The organism is Agrobacterium vaccinii (assembly GCF_021310995.1).
Lineage (GTDB): Bacteria > Pseudomonadota > Alphaproteobacteria > Rhizobiales > Rhizobiaceae > Agrobacterium > Agrobacterium vaccinii.
In genome coordinates this window covers 382,432-402,143 of record NZ_CP054151.1, presented here as the reverse complement: position 1 = coordinate 402,143, position 19,712 = coordinate 382,432, and the positions used below count along the sequence as shown (strand labels likewise).

The 19,712-nt window shown below is 57.7% G+C and carries 16 protein-coding genes; 4 read left to right on the top strand and 12 right to left on the bottom strand.

The window, feature by feature from the left end:
* Window positions 1-104: 104 nt before the first annotated feature.
* Complete coding sequence (locus HRR99_RS16955) at window positions 105-1,490, top strand: hypothetical protein (RefSeq protein ID WP_233123901.1); 1,386 nt, start codon at window positions 105-107, stop codon at window positions 1,488-1,490.
* A 56-nt stretch (window positions 1,491-1,546) separates the two neighbouring features.
* Here HRR99_RS16955 and HRR99_RS16950 read toward each other — a convergent pair whose 3' ends face one another.
* From HRR99_RS16950 to HRR99_RS16925, 6 genes are all read right to left on the bottom strand, one after another.
* Window positions 1,547-3,478, bottom strand: coding sequence for a beta-galactosidase (locus HRR99_RS16950; protein WP_233123899.1), 1,932 nt, complete (start codon window positions 3,476-3,478; stop codon window positions 1,547-1,549).
* On the bottom strand, window positions 3,478-4,569 hold the full coding sequence (locus HRR99_RS16945; RefSeq protein WP_233123897.1) for an ABC transporter ATP-binding protein: 1,092 nt from the start codon (window positions 4,567-4,569) through the stop codon (window positions 3,478-3,480). The genes HRR99_RS16950 and HRR99_RS16945 overlap by 1 nt, the downstream gene beginning before the upstream one ends.
* Window positions 4,562-6,667, bottom strand: a complete 2,106-nt coding sequence (locus HRR99_RS16940; RefSeq protein ID WP_233123895.1) for an alpha-galactosidase — start codon at window positions 6,665-6,667, stop codon at window positions 4,562-4,564. Before HRR99_RS16940 ends, HRR99_RS16945 begins: the two co-directional genes overlap by 8 nt.
* A complete protein-coding gene (locus HRR99_RS16935; protein WP_111839552.1) occupies window positions 6,664-7,515 on the bottom strand; it encodes a carbohydrate ABC transporter permease in 852 nt (283 codons plus the stop codon). Before HRR99_RS16935 ends, HRR99_RS16940 begins: the two co-directional genes overlap by 4 nt.
* On the bottom strand, window positions 7,515-8,423 hold the full coding sequence (locus HRR99_RS16930) for a carbohydrate ABC transporter permease (RefSeq protein ID WP_233123894.1): 909 nt from the start codon (window positions 8,421-8,423) through the stop codon (window positions 7,515-7,517). The genes HRR99_RS16935 and HRR99_RS16930 overlap by 1 nt, the downstream gene beginning before the upstream one ends.
* A gap of 88 nt (window positions 8,424-8,511) precedes the next feature.
* Window positions 8,512-9,741 (bottom strand): ABC transporter substrate-binding protein, encoded by a 1,230-nt coding sequence (locus HRR99_RS16925; protein WP_233123892.1) that lies wholly within the window; start codon window positions 9,739-9,741, stop codon window positions 8,512-8,514.
* A 152-nt stretch (window positions 9,742-9,893) separates the two neighbouring features.
* On the opposite strand from HRR99_RS16925, the gene HRR99_RS16920 reads away from it, so the two are divergent.
* The gene (locus tag HRR99_RS16920; RefSeq protein WP_233123890.1) at window positions 9,894-10,805 is read left to right on the top strand and encodes a helix-turn-helix domain-containing protein; all 912 of its coding nucleotides are present in this window, start codon (window positions 9,894-9,896) and stop codon (window positions 10,803-10,805) included.
* A 13-nt stretch (window positions 10,806-10,818) separates the two neighbouring features.
* Here the strand turns inward: HRR99_RS16920 and HRR99_RS16915 are convergent, their stop codons facing one another.
* Together HRR99_RS16915 and HRR99_RS16910 are read right to left on the bottom strand one after the other, a co-directional pair.
* The gene (locus tag HRR99_RS16915; protein ID WP_431355712.1) at window positions 10,819-11,682 is read right to left on the bottom strand and encodes a transglycosylase SLT domain-containing protein; all 864 of its coding nucleotides are present in this window, start codon (window positions 11,680-11,682) and stop codon (window positions 10,819-10,821) included.
* A gap of 96 nt (window positions 11,683-11,778) precedes the next feature.
* Window positions 11,779-12,495, bottom strand: coding sequence for an SDR family NAD(P)-dependent oxidoreductase (locus HRR99_RS16910; RefSeq protein WP_233123886.1), 717 nt, complete (start codon window positions 12,493-12,495; stop codon window positions 11,779-11,781).
* A gap of 165 nt (window positions 12,496-12,660) precedes the next feature.
* Here HRR99_RS16910 and HRR99_RS16905 point away from each other — a divergent pair, with 165 nt between their 5' ends.
* On the top strand, window positions 12,661-14,331 hold the full coding sequence (locus HRR99_RS16905; RefSeq protein WP_233123884.1) for an FAD/NAD(P)-binding protein: 1,671 nt from the start codon (window positions 12,661-12,663) through the stop codon (window positions 14,329-14,331).
* Here the strand turns inward: HRR99_RS16905 and HRR99_RS16900 are convergent, their stop codons facing one another.
* From HRR99_RS16900 to HRR99_RS16890, 3 genes are all read right to left on the bottom strand, one after another.
* On the bottom strand, window positions 14,332-15,069 hold the full coding sequence (locus HRR99_RS16900; RefSeq protein ID WP_233123883.1) for an MOSC domain-containing protein: 738 nt from the start codon (window positions 15,067-15,069) through the stop codon (window positions 14,332-14,334).
* A gap of 83 nt (window positions 15,070-15,152) precedes the next feature.
* The gene (locus tag HRR99_RS16895; RefSeq protein WP_233123881.1) at window positions 15,153-17,000 is read right to left on the bottom strand and encodes an ABC transporter ATP-binding protein; all 1,848 of its coding nucleotides are present in this window, start codon (window positions 16,998-17,000) and stop codon (window positions 15,153-15,155) included.
* A 37-nt stretch (window positions 17,001-17,037) separates the two neighbouring features.
* Complete coding sequence (locus tag HRR99_RS16890) at window positions 17,038-18,234, bottom strand: aminotransferase class V-fold PLP-dependent enzyme (protein ID WP_233123879.1); 1,197 nt, start codon at window positions 18,232-18,234, stop codon at window positions 17,038-17,040.
* Window positions 18,235-18,361: 127 nt separating this feature from the next.
* Here HRR99_RS16890 and HRR99_RS16885 point away from each other — a divergent pair, with 127 nt between their 5' ends.
* On the top strand, window positions 18,362-19,171 hold the full coding sequence (locus HRR99_RS16885; RefSeq protein ID WP_233124949.1) for an IclR family transcriptional regulator: 810 nt from the start codon (window positions 18,362-18,364) through the stop codon (window positions 19,169-19,171).
* A 9-nt stretch (window positions 19,172-19,180) separates the two neighbouring features.
* Here the strand turns inward: HRR99_RS16885 and HRR99_RS16880 are convergent, their stop codons facing one another.
* The gene (locus HRR99_RS16880; RefSeq protein WP_422387336.1) at window positions 19,181-19,711 is read right to left on the bottom strand and encodes a RidA family protein; all 531 of its coding nucleotides are present in this window, start codon (window positions 19,709-19,711) and stop codon (window positions 19,181-19,183) included.
* Between the last annotated feature and the right edge of the window lies 1 nt (window position 19,712).

Genomic DNA, 19,712 nt, shown 5'->3' with positions numbered 1-19,712 from the left:
TTCGCTTTAGCTATGTAAAAAGAAGATGCAAAATTCAAACTTAGATTGTAATTAATCGTAATTAGTCTTTATTGCTGTGTTTTGAGTTGTGAATAGGAGCTGACGTGCTTTTGATCTCAAAATATTCGGCACTGATTTTAACATATTTTGTAGCGGTCAATGCAGTGGCAGCTTCGCCCGAGTCCCCGCCGAAAAACGCATCTCCAGTGGTCGAGACGACCCTGTGTGACCGTGACGTAACAGTCCAATGTCTGGTTGCCGAGATCGAAGCCCATCTCGGTCCAGACATCGACCCGTTCAAACGCGAGCGGATCACGCTAGCACTTGCTCAAGCCAGGTTGGCAGCAGGAAATGTCGATCAGGCATTGTTACTATACGAGGAACTTGGCCAAAGGACCACCAAAGCGCCATTCCTGATTACCTTGTCCAAAAAACTGCTCAAGGACGGGAATGTCGAAGCCGCGAAGACACGTCTCGGCGAAGCCAATGACGTGTTGAACAAGGGTCAGAGTGAGTTCGATCGTTTGAGCGTGACCGGACTCAATCAGAGGCTGGCAGAAACCTTTGCAGAAGCGGGTCTGAAAGACGAAGCCCGCGCTCTTCTCATCGGGATCGCAGACTTTCGTAAGAAAATCCGTCCCAATCCAATGTTGCTGGGACTGATGTTCCAGGTGGGCCAAACCCAGAACGAAATAGGATTTTCTGAAGACGCTGCGATCACGATCAAAGACAGCTATGAACGCGCGCTAGATCAAGAGATCGAGATGACGCCTGATCTAGCCCTTCGGCTGTTCCAGATATGGGCGTCGATAGATGCGACCTCTGCAACAAAAGCGGCAGAGGAACTGGTCGCTGTCGTGAAAAAGGATGGGGCTTCGGCCTTTGAATTCGCAATATGGACCGGCTTGGTGTCAGGTTTGGGGCCATCGGGTCAGCCTCAGTTTCGTGAGTACGCGCAATCGGCATTCAAATCAGCACCGGAACGTACCGCAGCATTGGGAATTTTACCGATGTTTGCGGCTGCTTTGAAAACGTCAGGGCAGCCTGACCAGGCGCTCGCTTCATTGCAGGAAGGTAGAACCGAGGCGGCTGCGCTCAGCGGCATCGAAGAGAAGAAATCCGCGCTATTTGCGGTCGCGAAGGGGTTTTCGGGCATCGATGCCAATGAGGACGCTCTTGCATTGATCGATGAGATTTTAACACTCGAAAAAGAGCAGCCCCACAACATAGGGTTCAGCGCTGCCATGATGTCAATTCCTGCTGAGCTTGCGGTATTGGGACGTGTAGACCAAGCTTACGAACTGGCGACAGGGACCAGCAATGGTCGTGAGCTGGTGCTTATGCATGCTGCGGACAGGTTGGCAACGAAAGGCGAATATGGGGATGCCCTGCGTTTTGTTCGCGAAATTGACGATGAAATGGCTGCGATGATCATGGCTGGCATGGCAGCGCGAATGCAAGGCATATCTGTTCAACCAACAACACCTTAGACAGCGGAGAGGCCATATTGGGCCGTCAATACGGAAAATATGGCCTCTCTAATCGTCTAAAATGTCCACACCGAAACCGCCTGTGGCTCCAGCGTTTTTTCGCCCAGCACCATTGTCGCCCCCTCGGGCACCGTCCACGCTTCCGAGCCGTAATTGAAGGCGAAAGTTAGGTTGCCGCGGCGGCGGATACGGATGTGGGCGGGGAGAGGCGTGGTTTCCAGCCCTGCTTTTTGGGCGGCCAACGCCATCACGTTGGTCAGTAGGGTCTCGTCGGCCCAGCAGGCGAGATAGAGCATGTTGCCATTTTCCGTCAGCGCCGGATCGCCGTTGGAGAAGCGAGCAAGAACGTTGGATGACGTCTCTACCGTTTCACGCCAGCGGATGGCAGCGCCAGTCACTTCGCCAGACACCACGTCGGAAAGGCCGGGTCGCAAAGTGGAGATCTGGGTGACGCGGTTGCCGGTGCGCCCGCCGAGTGGGCCGGGTGGCAGGTTTTTTGGGATGACAAAGTTGCGGTCACGCGAGCCGGTGCGTGCGCCGATGAGGATTTGCCCGGTCGCTTCGTTCAGCGCCAGTTCCGTCGCGACATCGACTTCCGTCATGCACGGCACCACGATGAGCGCGTAGCCTTCCAGACTGTCGCCGGGACGCACGAAATCGATGTCTAGGCCGAGACGGCGCAGGCTTTCGTACCAGCGGAAGCAAAGCTCCTCATAGCGGAAATCCTTGCCCTGTGGCTGGATCACCGTCGTCCAGTAGCTCTGGTAATCGAACACCAGTGCAACGGGTGCCTTTGCGCTGTCTGGCAAGGCAGCAAGTGCTTCCAGTTCTGCACCGACCTGTTTCGCTTCCAGCCCGCCCGGCGAAAGCTCGTCCAGACCGGACATATTGAGACCGGCATGCATCTGTTCCTGCGCAAAGGGAGCCTGACGCCAGCGGAAGTAGCTGACGACTTCGGCACCATGGGCCAGCGCCTCCCAAGTCCACAACCTGATCATGCCGGGCTTCGGCACCGGGTTCCACGGTGCCCAGTTGACCGGGCCGGGTTGCTGTTCCATCACCCAAAAACGACCGCGTCCGACACCGCGATAGAGGTCGTGGTGGTAGGGCGCGATATCGGGATGCGAGGTTTCGGCCCAGCGATTGCGCTCTTCTTCGGTGAAGGGAAACTTCTCGACAAAGCCGATGGGGTAGCTGTCCCAGGATGCGAGATCGAGGTTGTCGCCGACCTTGAAGTGGTCGAAATCCGAAACGAAGCCCATGAAATTATGGGTGATCCAGCGACCGGGCGAATGCTTGCGAATGATCTCGCATTGCATCTTGTCATAGGCAGCGACCTGATCGGACTGGAAGCGCCAGTAATCGAGGCGGGTCGCCGGATTGGGTTCCGTCACCGTCAGGTTCGGCAGCGAAACATCATCGAAACTCTTCAGTTCCATCGACCAGAATACCGAGCCCCAGGCTTCGTTCAGCTGATCCGGCGACTGGTAGCGCAGCCGCAGCCATTGCTTGAACTGCTTGAGGTCTTCTGGACCCCAGGAGGCAGTGGTGTCGTGGCAGCCGTATTCGTTGTCCGTCTGCCAGCCAACCAAGCCGGGATGCTCGCCATAACGCTTGGCGATGATCTCAACGATGCGCGCGCTCTCGCGCCACCATGTTTGCGAGGAAAACGTATAGTGGCGGCGCGAGCCGAAACCGCGCACCTTGCCGTCTTCGTCATACGGCAGGATATCGGGGTACTCATCGATCAGCCATTTCGGTGGCGTGGCCGTCGGTGTTCCCAGCACAACCTTCAGGCCTGCGGCATGCAGCACGTCCATGGCGCGGTCCAGCCATTCGAAATGGAAGTTGCCGCGGGACGATTCCAGCCGCGACCAGGCGAATTCGCCGATGCGCACAAAGGAGATGCCGAGTTCTCGCATGCGGCGTGCGTCTTCAGTCCAGCGGCTTTCGTCCCAGTGTTCGGGATAGTAACATACACCCAGCATTATCGCGTCAAATCCCCATTAATGATGGCACGGCCTTGCGCGTCAAAGACGTGGCAGGCCCTAGCATTGATGCCGAGTTTCAGCGTATCGCCCGGTTTGGCACTGGCCAGGCCATCGGCCTTGACGGAGATTTCCGAGCCATCGGCCAACTCGACAAAGAACAGCGTTTCTGAGCCGAGATATTCCGCGAGCTTCACGGTGCCTTCGAGAATAACGTCACCCTCACCAGTCGCGCTGATGTGCTCCGGGCGAATGCCGATGGATGCGTCCGTGAGTGCGGTACCGTCTGGACCATCAAGAGCAAGCGTCACGTTTCCGGGCAGCGTCACAATAATTTTGCCACTCTCGCTCTTTGCCGGGACTTTCAGCACATTCATTTTCGGCGAACCGATGAAGCCTGCCACGAAGAGGTTGGCGGGGCGGTGGTAGAGTTCGAGCGGCGTTCCCACCTGCTCGATCTTACCCGCAGAGAGAACCACGATCTTGTCGGCCATCGTCATGGCTTCCACCTGATCGTGGGTCACGTAGATCATCGTCGCCTTCAGGTCCTGATGCAGCTTGGAAAGTTCGCCGCGCATCTGCACGCGCAAGGCGGCATCGAGGTTGGATAGCGGCTCATCAAACAGGAAGACTTCCGGGTTGCGCACGATGGCGCGACCGATGGCGACACGCTGGCGCTGACCACCCGAAAGCTGGCCCGGCTTGCGTTGCAGCAGCGGCTCAAGCTGCAACAGTTTGGCTGCATGGGCTGTACGCTCGGCGATCATGTCCTTAGAATGGCCGGTCATTCGAAGGCCGAAACCGATGTTTTCAGCCACAGTCATATGCGGGTAGAGCGCATAGGACTGGAACACCATGGCGACGCCCCGTTCGGATGGGCCGATCTTGGTCATGTCCTGCCCGCCGATGGACAGCGCGCCGGAGGTGATCTGCTCCAGACCGGCAATCATCCGCAGCAACGTTGATTTTCCGCAGCCGGAGGGGCCGACGAAGACGCAGAACTCGCCATCTTTGACGTCGAGATCGACGCCCTTGATGACGCTGAGTGCGCCAAACTCTTTCTTGACGTTGCGCAGGCTTACGTCAGCCATTGGTCTTGCCTCCCTTTGCAGGTTCCAGTTCGAGGAGCAGCGCGCTTTCCGGTTTCAGCATCGGCAAGGGCAGGCCTGAAAGGCGAGCACTCGAAAGCTCGAAGCTGATATTGCCGGAGAGCAGCTTTTTCTGACCCTCGGAGATGCGAATGAATTCCGGCTTTGCCGGTAGCGTATTGGTGATGGTCCATGTGCCGCCCAGCTTGGTCACGCTGGCTGGCAGCTTGAGCGGTGACGGTTGCTCTCCCACCATCTGCGGTCCCTGCGCAACGATGACGACGATCTTGTCGGCACTGGCTGCGCCCCAGACATAACGGCCATCGACAGGCTCCATGCGGAAATTGGCACCCGGCGCATGCAGAACGCCACGCAGGCGCTTGTAGGCCTCGATGTAGAGCTTGAGCTCGTCGTTCTCATCCGTCGTCAGTTCCAACGGGTTGAGCTCGACGCCGAGATGATAGGCCATCGCCACCAGCGCCCGGAAGGCCAGCGTGTGGCGACGACCCGTCTGGTGGTTGGGGGAGGCGGAGATATGGCTTCCGAGAATTTCCGGCGGCACGAAGAGAGACGCGCCGCGCTGGATTTCCAGCCGCTCCAGCGCATCCGTGCAGTCCGATGTCCAGACCCGGTGGGTGCGGGCCAGAGCGCCGTAATCGATGCGTCCGCCACCGGATGCACAGCTTTCGATTTCGACGTTTGGATGTGCCCCGCGGACACGATCCATCAGCGCATAGACGGCGCGCGTCTGGGCAGAGGTCTTCACCCTGCCGTCACGCCCGCCTGCATGGGTCAGGTCGCGGTTCATATCCCACTTGATATAGGAGACGGCGTGGTTTGCCAGCACGGCGTCGATCTTGGCAAAGAGGTAATCGGAAACCTCCTGCCGTGTCAGGTCGAGCACAAGCTGGGTGCGTGATTGCAGCAGCGGGCGACCTTCGATCTGCAAGGCCCAATCCGGGTGCTTCTTGTAAAGCTCGGAAACCGGGTTGATCATCTCAGGCTCGAACCAGATGCCGAACTGCATGCCAAGCCCAGTGACGTGGTCCACGAGCGGTTTCAAACCGTCGGGATATTTGCGGGCGTCGATGTCCCAATCGCCAAGGCTCGTGGTGTCGTCATCGCGCTTGCCGAACCAACCATCATCCAGCACGAAGCGTTCGATGCCGATTTCTGCAGCAGCCGTTGCCTGCGCCTTTAGCGAGTCCATCTTGTGGTCGAAGTAATTGCCTTCCCAGGTGTTCAGAGTCACCGGACGTGGAGACATTTTACCTTCAGGCCAGTCCAGAAGCTCGCCGCGCACGAAGGCATGGAATGCCTTCGTATCCGGTCCCGCATAGGCTAAGGGGCTCTGGTAGGTTTCGCCCGATCCAAGAATGACTTCGCCCGGTTCGAACAACTCACCCATATGGATCAGCCGTTGGCCATCATCGGTGCGGTCGATGACGACATGGTGGTTGCCGCTCCATCCCAAGGTGACGCCGAAACGCTGTCCGGCGGTCTCGACAAAGATCATCGGAAACCGGTCATGCGACGTGCGCCCGCGTCGGCTTTCCTGAGACCAGATGCCGTTGCCGGGCGTCTCTTTCCGGGTCTGGAACTCGCGTCCCCACATGCCGGTGAAACTCGTGAGTTCCGTCTCGCCAGTCGGTACCGCAAAGGTCGCCGCCATGCAGCGGTCCAGCTGGTAATCTGTGTCTGCGCGGTTGGTCAGCGATGTGGACATGGAGATCAAGCCGGACGCATGTTCAGTCAGGGTGATAGCGATATCGATCTTTGTAACGGTATCGTGGCCGCGCAGGATCGTTGTGTTCGCATTACTTTCCACCGTCCACGAACCGAACTGCAATGTGAAATCGCGTCCCTGGCGGTGGCCGGTGATGGCTGGCCAGCCGAAGAAGCCCATGCCTCCGGTTGGCAGCAGAACCGATGAGGGGACGGCGACGTCCATGCCGTTAATGCGGCTAGAGCGTTCGATATCGAACAGGGTGCCGGGTGCCGTTGCCGCTGTCGCAAAAGACAGGATTTCCGGCATTCCGAGTTCGGGCAGGCGAAGGTTCAGCGTGAAGCTTCCTTGGCCGATTGTGATGATCTGGCTCATCCCTTGGTCGCTCCCAGTGTCAGTCCGGCAATGAAGTGCTTTTGCATGATGAAGAACATGGCGACAGGTGGCAGCGCGGCCACCAGCGAGCCTGCCGAAACCAGATGCCAGGCGGCAACCCATTGTCCGTTCAGCGAATAGAGACCGGCGGTCACCGGCATGGCGTGCTGTCCCTGCACGAGAACCGTTGCCCAGAAGTAGTCATTCCAGACGAAGGTGAAGACGAGAACTGACAGCGCTGCGATGGCGGGACGCATCAGCGGCAACACGATGTAACGGAAAATCTTCCATTCCGAGACGCCTTCGACACGCGCGGATTCGATCAGCGCGAAGGGCAGTCCCTTGATGAAATTGCGCATGAACAGCGTGCAGAACCCGGTCTGGAAGGCGACATGGAACAGCACGAGGCCCATGGTGGTGTCGTAAAGACCGGCCCGCAGCGTCATGTCACGCACCGGCACCATCAGGATCTGGAACGGAATGAAGTTGCCAGCCACGAACATGAAGAACAGCAGCAGATTGGCCTTGAACTTGTAGACCGCCAGCGCAAAGCCGGTGAGGCATGACAGCGCGACCGCGCCGATGACGGTCGGGATCGTGACCTTGAACGAGTTCAGAATATAAAGGCCAATAGGCGAATCCCGGAAGACTGCCGTGTAGTTTTCAACACCTGCAAAACCGGAGGGAATGCCGAAATAATTGCCGGCGGCAAAGTCGCCTGCGGGTCTGACGGAGGTGATCGCCACGCCGATCAATGGCAAAAGCCAGAGAATAAGTGCAATCGGCAGCACGATCTTGTAACCCCAACGAATGAAAGGTGAGGCTGTCTGAATGGGTGCGGGGAACATCAGGAATTCCTTTCCTGGCTCAGCATGCGCACGATGAAGAGCGTGATGAAGATCATCATGATGAGGAAGAGGACGACGGCGATGGCTGCGCCATAGCCCATGCGGAAACCATATTCCGAAAGCGCCTGCTCATACATGAAATAGGAGAGCACCGAGCTTGAGCCGTAGGGGCCGCCAGCTGTCATGACCGAGACGAGGTCGAAGGAGCGCAGCGAGCCGATCACGGTGACCACCATGGCGATGAAGGTTGCCGGTGCCAGCTGCGGCAGAATGATGTTCCACAACAGCTTGAAGCCCTTGGCACCATCCATACGCGCCGCTTCCACCTGCTCGGGATTGATGTTGTTGAGGCCGGTCAGATAGAGGATCATGCAATAGGCCGTCTGTGGCCACAGACCTGCAACGATGATGCCGTAGGTCACGTAGTTTTCGTCAGCGAGGATAGCGATCTGCTGGCCGGTGAGCCATTCTAGCAGCTTGGAAAACAGCCCGAAATCCGGTGCATAGAACCATGTGAACATCAACCCCACAACCACCTGGCTGATGACGAAGGGGAAGAAGAACAGCGATTTGTAAAGGCGGATGCCTCGCACATTCTGGTTCAGAAACAGAGCGACCGCCAAGCCCGCGGGAATGGACAGGAGATACAGCACCAGCCAGATGATGTTGTTTTTCAGCGAGACGTAGAAGGTGTCGTCCTGAAGCAGCTCGGCATAATTGCCAAAGCCTACCCAGCTCATCTCGCCCATTCCGTCCCAGTCGTGAAAACTGATCCAGATGGATTCGAAAATTGGCACCAGAACATAAAGGATGAACATCAGCAGGCCGGGGGCCAGAAACAGCCAGGGCGCTAGTTTTTGCTGATTGCGCTTCCAGAAACTGGGCGATGGTGAAACGGCGTTGCTCACGGCGGCACCTTTTAAAAATATATATAAAATAGCAGCCGGGTACCTGGGGCATGCCGCTTGCGGCACCCGGCGCTGGGAGGAACAGGTCTTATTTGTAGACGCGAGCGCGGATCTTTTCGAGGCGTGCGAGGATGGCGTCGATCTTGTCGGGCTTGACCATAAATTCCTGGAAGCCTTCCATACCGGCCTTGGCCATTTCCGCCTGCGCATCGCGATCATAGAACTGTGCGATGGCGGTTGCCTTGGACAACATATCGAAACCAGCCTCGAGGAACGGGTCCGTCGGCTTTTCCGCCTTGTTGTTGACCGGCAGCTGGCCCATCGTCGCGTTCATTTTCGTCTGCGCTTCAGGAGACGCAACATAGGCGAGGAATTTCTTCGCATCGTCCTTGTTCTTGGCACCCTTCGGAATGTGGAACGTATCGGTCGGTGCTTCCTCGGCAATCGGAATGCCCGCAGTGATTTCCGGGAAGGGCAGGAAGCCGATCTGCTCTTCTTTCAGGCCACCATTCTTAAAGGTGGCGACGGCAAAATTGCCCATCAGATACATGGCGGCCTTGCCCTGTACCAACTGTGGCACGGCATCCTGCCAATCGATGGCCGCGTGGTTTTCGATGAAGTAACCCGGCTCAACCAGTTCGGCCCACTTCTCGAACACGGCTTTCACGCGCGGGTCGGTGTAAGGCACCTTGCCGGATGTCAGCTGCATGTGGAAATCATAGCCGTTGACGCGCAGGTCGAGATAATCGAACCAGCCAGCCGCAGGCCATTGTGCCTTGGTGCCGATGGTGAATGGCGTGATGCCAGCGTCTTTCAGCTTCTTCGAAGCGGCCAGAAGCTCCTCCCAGGTCTTGGGCGGCGTAATGCTCTGCTGCTGGAAGATGTCTTTGCGATAGTAGATGCCCCACTGATAGTAGGTGTAGGGAACGCCCCACTTCTTGCCGTCGATGGTCATGGAAGGGGAGGCGGACTTCAACTGGTCTTCCAGACCGTTTGCGGTCCACACATCGGTCACGTCTTCGAAGAGACCAGCCTTGACGAACGGCTCCATGCGGTTGCCCGCATACCATGCAACGACATCGGGCGCATCGGCGGTCAGAAAGTTGCGAATGGCGGACTTGTAGCCCTCGTGGTCGAAGTTGTTCCACTTCACCGTTACATCCGGGTTGGCCTTCTGGAAGTCTGCAATCAGCTCTTCCATGGCCTTCTTCGGTACTGGGTCCGAGTGGTCGGAATTGATGGTGATCTCGCCCGCAAAGGCGGATGAAAACAGCGCTGCCGACAAGGCAACTCCGCTAAGGCTTTTAAAAAGGGTCATGTTTTCCTCCCTATGACCGTGACACGTCGCCGTGGAGACTGTGAACCATACGCACGCCCTCCCAAGCCAAATCCAAGTTCGGCTTGAACATCTGACCGAAACCCGCAATAAGCTACCGAAATTCCGGATAGTTTCTCTAGGATTCTAAGATTATGGTGTCCATACAGCTTACTCAGCGTGATGAATCCGTGCCGGTACATCCAGAGCACGACCCACGACATCCGCTGGTTGTCTTCGGCGATCACAGGTTTTGTAGCGGAGAAGCATCCTTCGTGCAGGTCATGACCGGCCCGCATATGCACAGCCAGGTCGAGCTCAATTTCGTGCTGGAGGGGCAGATGACCTACTGGTTCGAAGGGCGTGAACTCACCATCGACGCCGGGCGGCTTTGTCTGTTCTGGGGTATGATCCCGCATCAGGTCATTGCTTGCGCGGAGGGCACGCGTTTCGTCTGCCTCTATGTGCCGATGTCGTTCTTCCTTGGTCTTGCGAGCCTTACACGTTTCAGAGATGCCGTATTTCGTGGCGCGATGATCGAGGCGCTGGAGCTGCGTTCCTACGACAACGAGATATTCCAGCGCTGGAGAGATGAACTGCGCTCCGGTGATGAGGGACTGATCGAAATCGTGCGCAATGAGCTTGGGGCGCGGGTGTTGCGGATTGAGCGCGACGGATGGCGAGACTTGCGCGAAGAAGGCTCTGCCATCGCCAGTCTCGGGGTCAACGACAGCGAGCGCGTTGAACATGTGGAGCGGATGCTACGCTATATCGCCGAGAATGCCCTCAACGATATCTCAGCTGAAGATGTCGGCAAGGATTCAGGCCTCCATCCCAATTATGCCATGTCCGTTTTCAAACGTGCGGTGGGCATGACCATCAATCAGGCCATCATCCGCCATCGGCTCGATACGGCCCAATCACTGCTGATCGCTACCGACATACCCATTACCGATGTTGCCTTCGAATCAGGCTTCGGCTCAGTCTCCCGGTTCTATCAGGCATTTTCGCAACGCTTTGCCATGCGGCCAAAGCAGTATCGTGCCAGCATGCGAAGCAAGGCCTAGTGGGACATTCCTCTTACCGGTTCCGCAAAACGGTGCAGGGTATCGCTGCTGCTTTGATCTGTGCGCAGAGACTGTTGGCTTCCGCGCGGGTTTCACGTCCAATTCTTGCGGCATAGCGTGGTCTGTTTCCAAAATTGCCGCCGCGCTGCCGCACGATCAGCGCTCGCTCCTCGTTTAAGGGTGAGGGCAGGCGAGCGACGGCTTGTGTGAACAGACGATCAACGACGGTGGGGCGGTAGTGCGCTGAAAGCTGGACGCCCCATGGCGCCCAATCGGCTGATCCGGCGAAAACTGGCTCCTGCATGCGTCTGGTTTCCGCAAGCACGACGCAGGCGGCCTGAAACGGCATGGCGTCATCAAGCTCGGGCGCGGCCACTTTGGGCGGAGCGTCACGCCATGTTTCCACGGGCTGACCGGTGATCGCAAACACATAGTCGCGTGTCTCTATCGGAAGCCTCGCGTTTGACAGGAAACGCGAAAGCCCGCTTTCGCCAGCATTGTAGGCGGCAGCGGCGAAACCAAAATTACCGAAGCGTGTTTTGAGCTCTTTCAGGTAGGCCGCCGACGTATCGAGTGCGTCGATCACGTCGAAGCTGTTCGTCAGTCCCCGGCTTCGGGCCGTAGACGGTATGAACTGTGCGATACCTTCGGCGCCCTTGTGGCTGACAGCCTCCGGGCGGAAAAGGCTTTCACGCCAGATCAGCCGCGCAAAATAGGCTGCGGGCACATCGTGCTCCCGAGCAAAGTGCTCGATGGTGCTGCAAAGATCGGCATTGAAGCTTGCCTTGCGGATGCAGATGGGGTGCGGCCCACGGTTTCTCTCATAGAGACAAGCTGCGTCGCTCTCCTCGGCAGCGACGGCACTGTCAGCGCACATGCTTGATACGCCGACTGCGATACTGATGGCGAGGGCTATATGTTTGATATTCATGCTGATTGTTGTGCGCTCGTGCTGGAAAATGCCAATTCTAATCTACCATAGAATGGTCTTACCGTCATAGGCGATGAAGGAGCCTGACTTATAGGGTGTCAGCGTATCGAGTGCCGAAAGAATGGATGTCGCCGCTTCCTGCGCGCTCACCGTGGGATGACCGCTGGCGTAGGGATTTGACAGCGGCGTACGAACGGTTCCGGGATGAATGGCGGTGAGAACCATCTCGGGATGCGTCCGCGCATATTCTATCGAGGCGGTTCTGACGATCTGGTTGAGAGCGGCTTTCGATGCCCTGTAAGATATCCACCCGCCCAACCTGTTATCACCGATGGAGCCGACGCGGGCAGAGAGAAAGGCGGCGACCGACCGCGTTTTGCGATCCATCAGCGGAAGAAAGTGTTTGGCGACCAGCGCCGGGCCAACGGCATTGATGCTGAACTGCCGCATCATCACGTCAGGGTCGACATGCCGCAATGACTTCTCCGGCGGGTGACCATCGACATCGAGTACGCCAGTTGCGCAAATCAATAGCTGAAACGGCTTGCCCCGCAACGCCTCCGCCGCTGCCTGCACCGAAGTCTCGTCCGTTATGTCGAATGCGGTTGCGGTTCGGGATAGGGGATAGAGCGAACCAAAATGCGGCTCTGCGCGCAGCCGGTCGCACAGGGCCGAACCGATGCCGCCGCTGGCGCCGATGACGACGGCACCGAAGCCGGAGGGCAGGGAGGTGAGTAGGGCATCTGCCTGTGTGTTCATGTTCACATCAACGCTTTCATGCGGTCGATGTTCAAGCGGAAAGTCGCTTTCGGCCACATATAAAGATTATCTAATGTCTGGTACATGACGGAAGGGAACTTCGATGACGCAATTCTGTTTGAGGAGGGCACCAGTTCGCGTTGCGTCACGGGATTAATCGCGCATATGACACCTAAAATCGCCATCATTGGATCCGGCCCAACGGGCATCTACACGTTGAAGGGCCTGGTCGGCAAATCCGAGCCTCTCTCCATCACGATTTTCGAAAGCGAAACCGATCCCGGCAAGGGTACGCCGTACCACCCTGCCTTGAACGACCGGGCCATGCTGTCCAACATCGCCAGCATAGAATTGCCGCCGGTCTGCGAGAGCCTGATGCAGTGGCTTCTTCGCCAGACGGATGAAGAGTTGCAGCAGCTTGGTGTGGAGCGAGGCCAGATCAATGAGCGCGAATTCTATCCGCGAGTCGTGCTGGGTGAGTTCTTTTTTTCGCAGTTCTCGCAGTTGCTGGAAATCGGCGCTGCCAATGGACATACGATTGAGGTGAAAGCGTCGCATCGGGCTGCCGACATTGAATTGAGACCCACTGATATCCGTTTGACCGTGACTGCGGCGGAGGGCGAAGCACTCGAATTTGCGTTCGACCATGTGGTGATGGCAACGGGACACGACTTTCCAGAAACAACCGAGATCAAACCGGGATATTACGTCTCACCATGGCCAGCGCCGGTGCTGAAATCTATCAAGCCCGGTAAGGTCGGCATTCTCGGAACATCGTTGAGTGGTATTGATGCGTTGATCACCGTCGCTACGGCCCACGGCACCTTTCTTCTCGATGAGCAAGGCGATCTTCAATACCATCCCTCACCCGATACCGAAGCACTGCACGTCACGATGATGTCGCGCAAGGGTATCTTGCCAGAAGCCGATTTCTATTGCGAAATTCCCTATCGCCCACTTCAGTTCTGCACGGAGGCGGCGATCCAGAATGCGATCGCGACCCGGCGCAATGATCTCTTGGATGCGGTGTTTGATCTCTTCAAGGCCGAACTCATCTTCTGCGATCCCGATTACGCAGCCCGGATCGGTCTCTCACAGCTGAGCGTCGAAACCGTTTCCAAAGCCTATTTTCAGGACCGCGAGACCACGCAGCCTTTCGTCTGGGCAGCGCTCAATCTCGCTGAAGCGGACGCCAATAAGGCTAATCAATATACGGTGGAATGGCGTTATGCGATCCTGCGAATGCATGAGGTGATCGCGTTGGCGATACCGCATCTCAACGAACGGGACCTGAAGCGGTTTCACAGCCACTTCAAGACCGTCTTCGTGGATGATTACGCAACGGTGCCGCACGCGTCCATCCGCCGTCTTCTGGCTCTTCATCGCGCCGGGAAGCTGGATATTCTGGCACTTGGCAACGATAACGACATTGATAACAAGGCGGTCCAACGCGGTGCAATCGTTCGCAGCAAGGGACAGGAATATCAATTCGATGACTTTATTGATGCGACGGGTCAGCACACGTTGTCGGCCCGGGACATTCCCTTCGAGACGTTGAAAAAACAGGGCGTCATGCGCAAGGCGACGACCAGTGCGACCACGACGCTGATTGGTTTCGAGGATCAGTTGGTTCGCACGGGCGGCGTTGACCTGGATGATAAATTCAGACCTATCTTCCAGGATAACCTGACCAACAAACTCTATTGCGGATCGATTGCGTTTCTGTTGCACAAGTTGCCCTTCGTGCAGGGCATCACCAGCGCGCGCGACATCGGCTATACCGTGTCGCAGGCCATTCTTGAAACGACGGAAATGCAAGCTCTGTCGGCAGCTTGATCATCTGTCCAGCAGATAGGCGCTGTCCCCCACCGTGACGGTGCCCGCCTGTTCGACTGTGCCATAGATGCCGAAGTTCCGCCTGTTTTGACGCAGAATGGCCCTTAAGATATCGGCATTTTCGGCAACGCCCGGCTGGGAAATAAGCGTCAGTCCGCATCGTTTCGTTTCTTCACTGGCGCGTGTAATGAACTCATGTCCAAGCAACAGAGAGCGCCCAACCCAGGTCTTTTCGCGAAATTCCTTTGTTCCAGACGTGCGCAGAACAATCGTTGGGCGGAACCGCTTGCTCTCTATGGTGTCGATGCCGACAAAACCAGCGAGATGTTCCATGGAGCTTGTCGTAATCAGGTGGAGCGGGCTTGGCTCGTAGCGATTGACCGCTATCGCAGACGAGTTTGCCGGCTTAGCTTTCGCGTAGGGCATGACGGTTGCCTCAAAGCCGAAATGGTCCGACAGTCTCTCGCCAATCTCGGCATCTTGCACGGACAGCCATTGTCCGTCTTGGAACCCGATCTCCGTCAAGCCTTTGTTCAGACGCGCTTGGAGAAACAAGGCTGGTCGCCAGCGTTCTTCTTTTTCAGGCGCGGCGACCTGGCTGGTTATCCGGTCAACGACGCACCAGTTTCGGTCGCCTTCTATACCATCTGTACCGATTTCGACGGATGTCAGTTGTTCCCCACCAAGCGAGCTGACTGGATAGCGCCAGATTTCTTCGACCGTCCCCAATTGTGTCAATGCTGTTCCGATCTCTTTGCCCGTTTCGCAAATAGGGAACTGAGCTGAGGGCGGCTGGTTCCATTGGCTGGACGCGACCAGTGTCAGCTCTCGGCCACTAGATGGCCCGGTGATACTTCACGAAACACGGGTGGCGTAACGCTGTAATCGACCGGGCGGATCGGGCTTTTCAATTCCTCGATGGCGGCGGCACTTTTGAGCCTGCGGCGATCCGGGTCTGGCACGGGCACCGCTGACATGAGACGTTTTGTGTAGGCATGTTGCGGATTGCCGAATACCGCCGCGCGTGGACCGATTTCCACGATCTCGCCCAGATACATGACAGCCACTCGGTGGCTGACACGTTCCACCACGGCCATGTCGTGGCTGATGAACAGGAATGCCAAATCCAGGCTTTGCTGCAAATCGAGCATCAGATTGATGACCTGCGCCTTGATCGAGACATCCAGCGCCGAAACGCTTTCGTCAGCGACAATGACCTTCGGTTTCAGCGCCAGTGCACGGGCAATGCAGACACGCTGGCGCTGGCCGCCGGAAAATTCATGCGGGTAGCGTTTTGCCATGTCGGGTGTCAGGCCAACCTTCTTCAGCATGTCGGCGACAACATCCTTCGCCTGTTTTTTGTCGCCCATTTTGTGTTCAAGGAAAGGTTCGGCGATGGCGGCACCCACGGTCATGCGCGGGTTCAAAGAGGCAAACGGGTCCTGAAAGATCATCTGCACGGACTTGCGCATCTCACGCATGCCCTTCTTTTCCAGCTTGAGCACGTCCCGGCCTTCAACGAGAACCGAGCCGCTGCCGGGCTCAATCAGCCGCATGATGGCGCGACCGGTGGTGGACTTGCCGCAGCCGGATTCGCCGACCAAAGACAGCGTTTCACCAGCGTAGAGATCGAACGAGACATTCTCCACCGCGTGGACGCGGCCCGTGACTGTGCCGAACAGACCGGAATGGATATCGAAGCGCTTGGTCAGGTTTTTAACCTGCAACACCGGTTGCCCCTTGGCCACCGTATCACCGACCTCCACCGGCACATCGGACTCGCCCGTCAACACATTGACGACTGGAAAACGCCGAGGCCGCTGATAATCCTGCATCGAGCCCAGCACCGGCACCGCTGATAGCAGCGCGCGCGTATAAGGATGCTGGCCGCGGTGGAAGATGTCGGTCGTCGCGCCGGTTTCCACCTGCTCGCCTTGATACATCACGACGGTTCTGTCCGCGATCTCTGCGACAACGCCCATATCGTGGGTGATGAACAGCACGGAGGTGCCTTCCTCCTCCTGCAAGGTCTTAATGAGATCGAGAATTTGTCCCTGGATCGTCACGTCGAGAGCCGTCGTCGGTTCATCGGCGATCAGCAGTTTGGGCTTTGTGGCTAGCGCCATGGCAATCATCACGCGCTGGCGCATGCCGCCGGAAAAGCGATGCGGGTATTCATCGAAGCGCGAGGCGGCAGAGGGTATCCGCACCTTTTCGAGAATGCGAATGGTTTCTGCTCTGGCCTCTCGCTTGCTCATCGGCGAATGGCATAGCAAAGCCTCGGAAATCTGGTCGCCGATGGTGAAAAGTGGATTGAGGCTGGTCATCGGCTCCTGAAAGATCATGGCGACATCATTGCCGCGAACCTTGCGCATCTCGTGTTCCGGCAAAGACAGAAGATCGCGCCCGTCCAGCATGACCTTGCCTTCGATGCGGCTGGTGTCTGGCTGCAACAGCCGCATGATCGACAAGGAGGTGACCGATTTGCCCGAGCCGCTCTCCCCGACGATTGCCACCGTTTCACCGGGTCCAACCGTAAAGGAAATATCGCGAACGACCGGCTTCCACTTGCCATCGACCATGAAGGACGTCCGCAGCTTTTCAACCAAAAGAACCGGGTCGTTGGCTGCTGACGCGAAGGGCATGGTCTGTGTGTTTGGCGTTGTCATGGTCGCTCCCTTGTTTTGGTCTGAGGATGGCCGGTTTTTAGTCCGGCCAGCGTAGTGCGCCGTTAAAGCGGTGACGGCTCAGATCCTCGAAGGGGGTCGCGATGATTTCGTTGGAGGCGCGGGCCTTGTCCAGTTCCTCGGCTAGCCGCGCTGCGACAACAGTTTCCTGACCGGGGTGCAGGTTGCAGGGGTCGAGATAGAAGTAGTTATGCTCGACTTCGTGGTCGCGCACGATGATCGGCTGCGGGCCGGAGCGCAGTGCTGCGGCCAAATCCCAGGCGGTGATGTGGGCTTCCTGCGCCGAGATGATCACGCGCATGCGGTCCAGCGGGTTGTTGGTCGGATCGGGTTCGATCAGCGCTGTGACGCCTGGGCGGTTCGCCAGTGTCTGTGCCCACAGATTCAGATAGCCGGTTTCGCGTTCGCGAATGCCCACGTGGTCGCGCTTTTCCCAGGCCTCCAATGCGGCCATGACGCCGTAGATGCTTTCCTTGCCGACCTTCATACCGCGACCGATGCCCATGTTTTGCAGGAAGGCATTGCGAACAAGCTCCTTTTTACCTGCAACGATGCCCGATGTCGGCCCACCCAGAAACTTATGGCCGGAGTAAAGCGCGATATCCGCACCCTGCTCGATGAAGAGCTTGAGATCATATTCGGAAGCCGCATCGACGATGACCGGCACGCCCTTGGCGTGGGCGATTTCCACGAACTCCTTGAGGTGGAGCAGGCCGTAGTTCACGACATGGTGGGAGACGACGTAAACGGCGGCTGCAGTGTTTTCGGTAATGGCGTTTTCCATGTGATAGCGGTGCGTGGATGTTGCCTGCCCGATCATCACCACCTTGCCACCGGCAAGGCGAATGGACTGATCGACCGGGGCGCCGTAACTCACCACATGGCCCATCTGAATGAGAACCTCGTTCTTCGGCGTCGTGGTTTCGGGAAGTCTCTCGATGGCCAAAAGGTCTGGGCCGGTGATGGTGCCCGCCACGGCAAGGCTGATGCCGGAGGAGCACGACGCCGTCACGAACCCGGCTTCGGCACCTGTCAGGCGCGCAATGATGGCGCTTGCCTTGCGTTGAAGATCGTTGATTTCAACGAATTGCGGCAGGATCGCTGCCATCGCGGCAACCGCTTCCGGCACGACGATGGAGGCTCCGAGGCTGGTCATGGTGCCTGAGACGTTGATGACCGGGCGAAGGCCGAGCTTTGTTCTGAGGTCGTCGGACATTGTCATTCTCCAGTCTGGGAACCGGTGCTTCCGGTTCTGATTTGGGTTGCCCTGCACAGGCCTATGCCATAGTAATGCAATAGGTTCTTTAAAACGCGGGAGCGTTGTCTTGGGTTTGAACACATCATTGGACGTTGCCTCCGACGATCTTCCTGCGGTCGAAGTTGAGGGCAAAGCGCGTCGGTCGCGCGTCAGCGGCATCGACAGAGCCTTGCAGGTCATCGATTATCTCTACGAGACCGGCGCGCCCGCCGGGGCCTATGCTATTGCCAAGGCAGTCAAGGCGCCGCTTTCCACCGTCTACGTCATCATCGATGACCTCGTGGAAAAGAACATGCTGGCACGCAATGCCGATGGCATGATCTGGCTTGGCGCGCGTCTCTATCATTATGGCCTCGCCTATGCCCGCTCGCTCGATTTCATGAGTGTGGCCACCCATGAGATGCATGATCTCTGCCGCGAGGCGGGTGAGACCGTTCAGGTTTGCGGTCGCGATGCCGAGCATATGCTGGTACTGGCCATGGCCGAGGGCCCGAGCCATTTTCAGGTCGCGTCCCGTGTCGGCACTCGCGTGCCACTGAACTGGACGGCGTCCGGTCGCCTGCTTGTCGGCCATATGCCAGAGGCGGAGCGGATCGACCTGTTCAAACGCGGTGCCCGCATTTCTCCCACCGGTCGCGCGACGATCGATGCGGCGTCCCTGTCGGATGCGGCCCGCAAGGCGTTCGAGGAGCGGTTGTCGATACAGGCGGGTGAGTCTGACTATTCCGTTGCCTGCATCGCTTCGCCGATTGTGGACAGCAGGGGAGACTGCGTGGCGACGATTTCCATCGTGCTTCCCGAGCAGAAGATCGTTGCCGACAAGTCCGGCTATGCCGACCGCGTCAAGGCGTCTGCTGCTCGTATCGAAAAGCTGATGGGCTGGCGCAACCACTGACCGTCTCCCCTAAGCGTGCAACGCGACGATCGCTTCGATCTCGACCGTGATATTGCCGGGAAGCGAACCGAAGCCAACGGCAGAGCGAGCATGCTGGCCTGCCTCACCGAAGACAGCGTTGAAAAGATCGGAGCAGCCGTTGATCACCAGCGGATGGTCCAGAAAATCAGGCGCAGCATTGACCATGCCGAGTAGTTTCACGACGCGCCTGACGCGGGACAGATCACCCAGTGCATCATGCATGACGGACAGCAGGTTGATGCCGGTCAACCGCGCATCGGAATAGGCTTTGTCAGGCGAAACATCCGTGCCGACCTTTCCGGTGTGCAGGAAACCGTCAGCCTCACGCGGGCCCTGGCCCGACAGGTAAAGCATATTGCCTTCGATGACATGCGTCACGAAATTGGCAATCGGTGGCGCTGGTGGCGGCAGTTCGATGCCGAGCGCGGCAAGCCGGTCATAAGGCGTTTGCGCCTTCGCTTCTGACTTGATCGGGGACTGGGTCACGCAAACTCCTGTGTCATGCGAAATACTCTTCATG

Excerpts from the sequence above, each read along its gene's own strand:
- HRR99_RS16950 (WP_233123899.1), bottom strand. The coding sequence starts at position 3,478 with ATGCTGGGTGTATGTTACTATCCCGAACACTGGGACGAAAGCCGCTGG.
- HRR99_RS16945 (WP_233123897.1), bottom strand. The coding sequence starts at position 4,569 with ATGGCTGACGTAAGCCTGCGCAACGTCAAGAAAGAGTTTGGCGCACTC.
- HRR99_RS16940 (WP_233123895.1), bottom strand. The coding sequence starts at position 6,667 with ATGAGCCAGATCATCACAATCGGCCAAGGAAGCTTCACGCTGAACCTT.
- HRR99_RS16935 (WP_111839552.1), bottom strand. The coding sequence starts at position 7,515 with ATGTTCCCCGCACCCATTCAGACAGCCTCACCTTTCATTCGTTGGGGT.
- HRR99_RS16925 (WP_233123892.1), bottom strand. The coding sequence starts at position 9,741 with ATGACCCTTTTTAAAAGCCTTAGCGGAGTTGCCTTGTCGGCAGCGCTG.
- HRR99_RS16920 (WP_233123890.1), top strand. The coding sequence starts at position 9,894 with ATGGTGTCCATACAGCTTACTCAGCGTGATGAATCCGTGCCGGTACAT.
- HRR99_RS16915 (WP_431355712.1), bottom strand. The coding sequence starts at position 11,682 with ATGTGCGCTGACAGTGCCGTCGCTGCCGAGGAGAGCGACGCAGCTTGT.
- HRR99_RS16910 (WP_233123886.1), bottom strand. The coding sequence starts at position 12,495 with ATGAACACACAGGCAGATGCCCTACTCACCTCCCTGCCCTCCGGCTTC.
- HRR99_RS16905 (WP_233123884.1), top strand. The coding sequence starts at position 12,661 with ATGACACCTAAAATCGCCATCATTGGATCCGGCCCAACGGGCATCTAC.
- HRR99_RS16895 (WP_233123881.1), bottom strand. The coding sequence starts at position 17,000 with ATGACAACGCCAAACACACAGACCATGCCCTTCGCGTCAGCAGCCAAC.
- HRR99_RS16890 (WP_233123879.1), bottom strand. The coding sequence starts at position 18,234 with ATGTCCGACGACCTCAGAACAAAGCTCGGCCTTCGCCCGGTCATCAAC.
- HRR99_RS16880 (WP_422387336.1), bottom strand. The coding sequence starts at position 19,711 with ATGAAGAGTATTTCGCATGACACAGGAGTTTGCGTGACCCAGTCCCCG.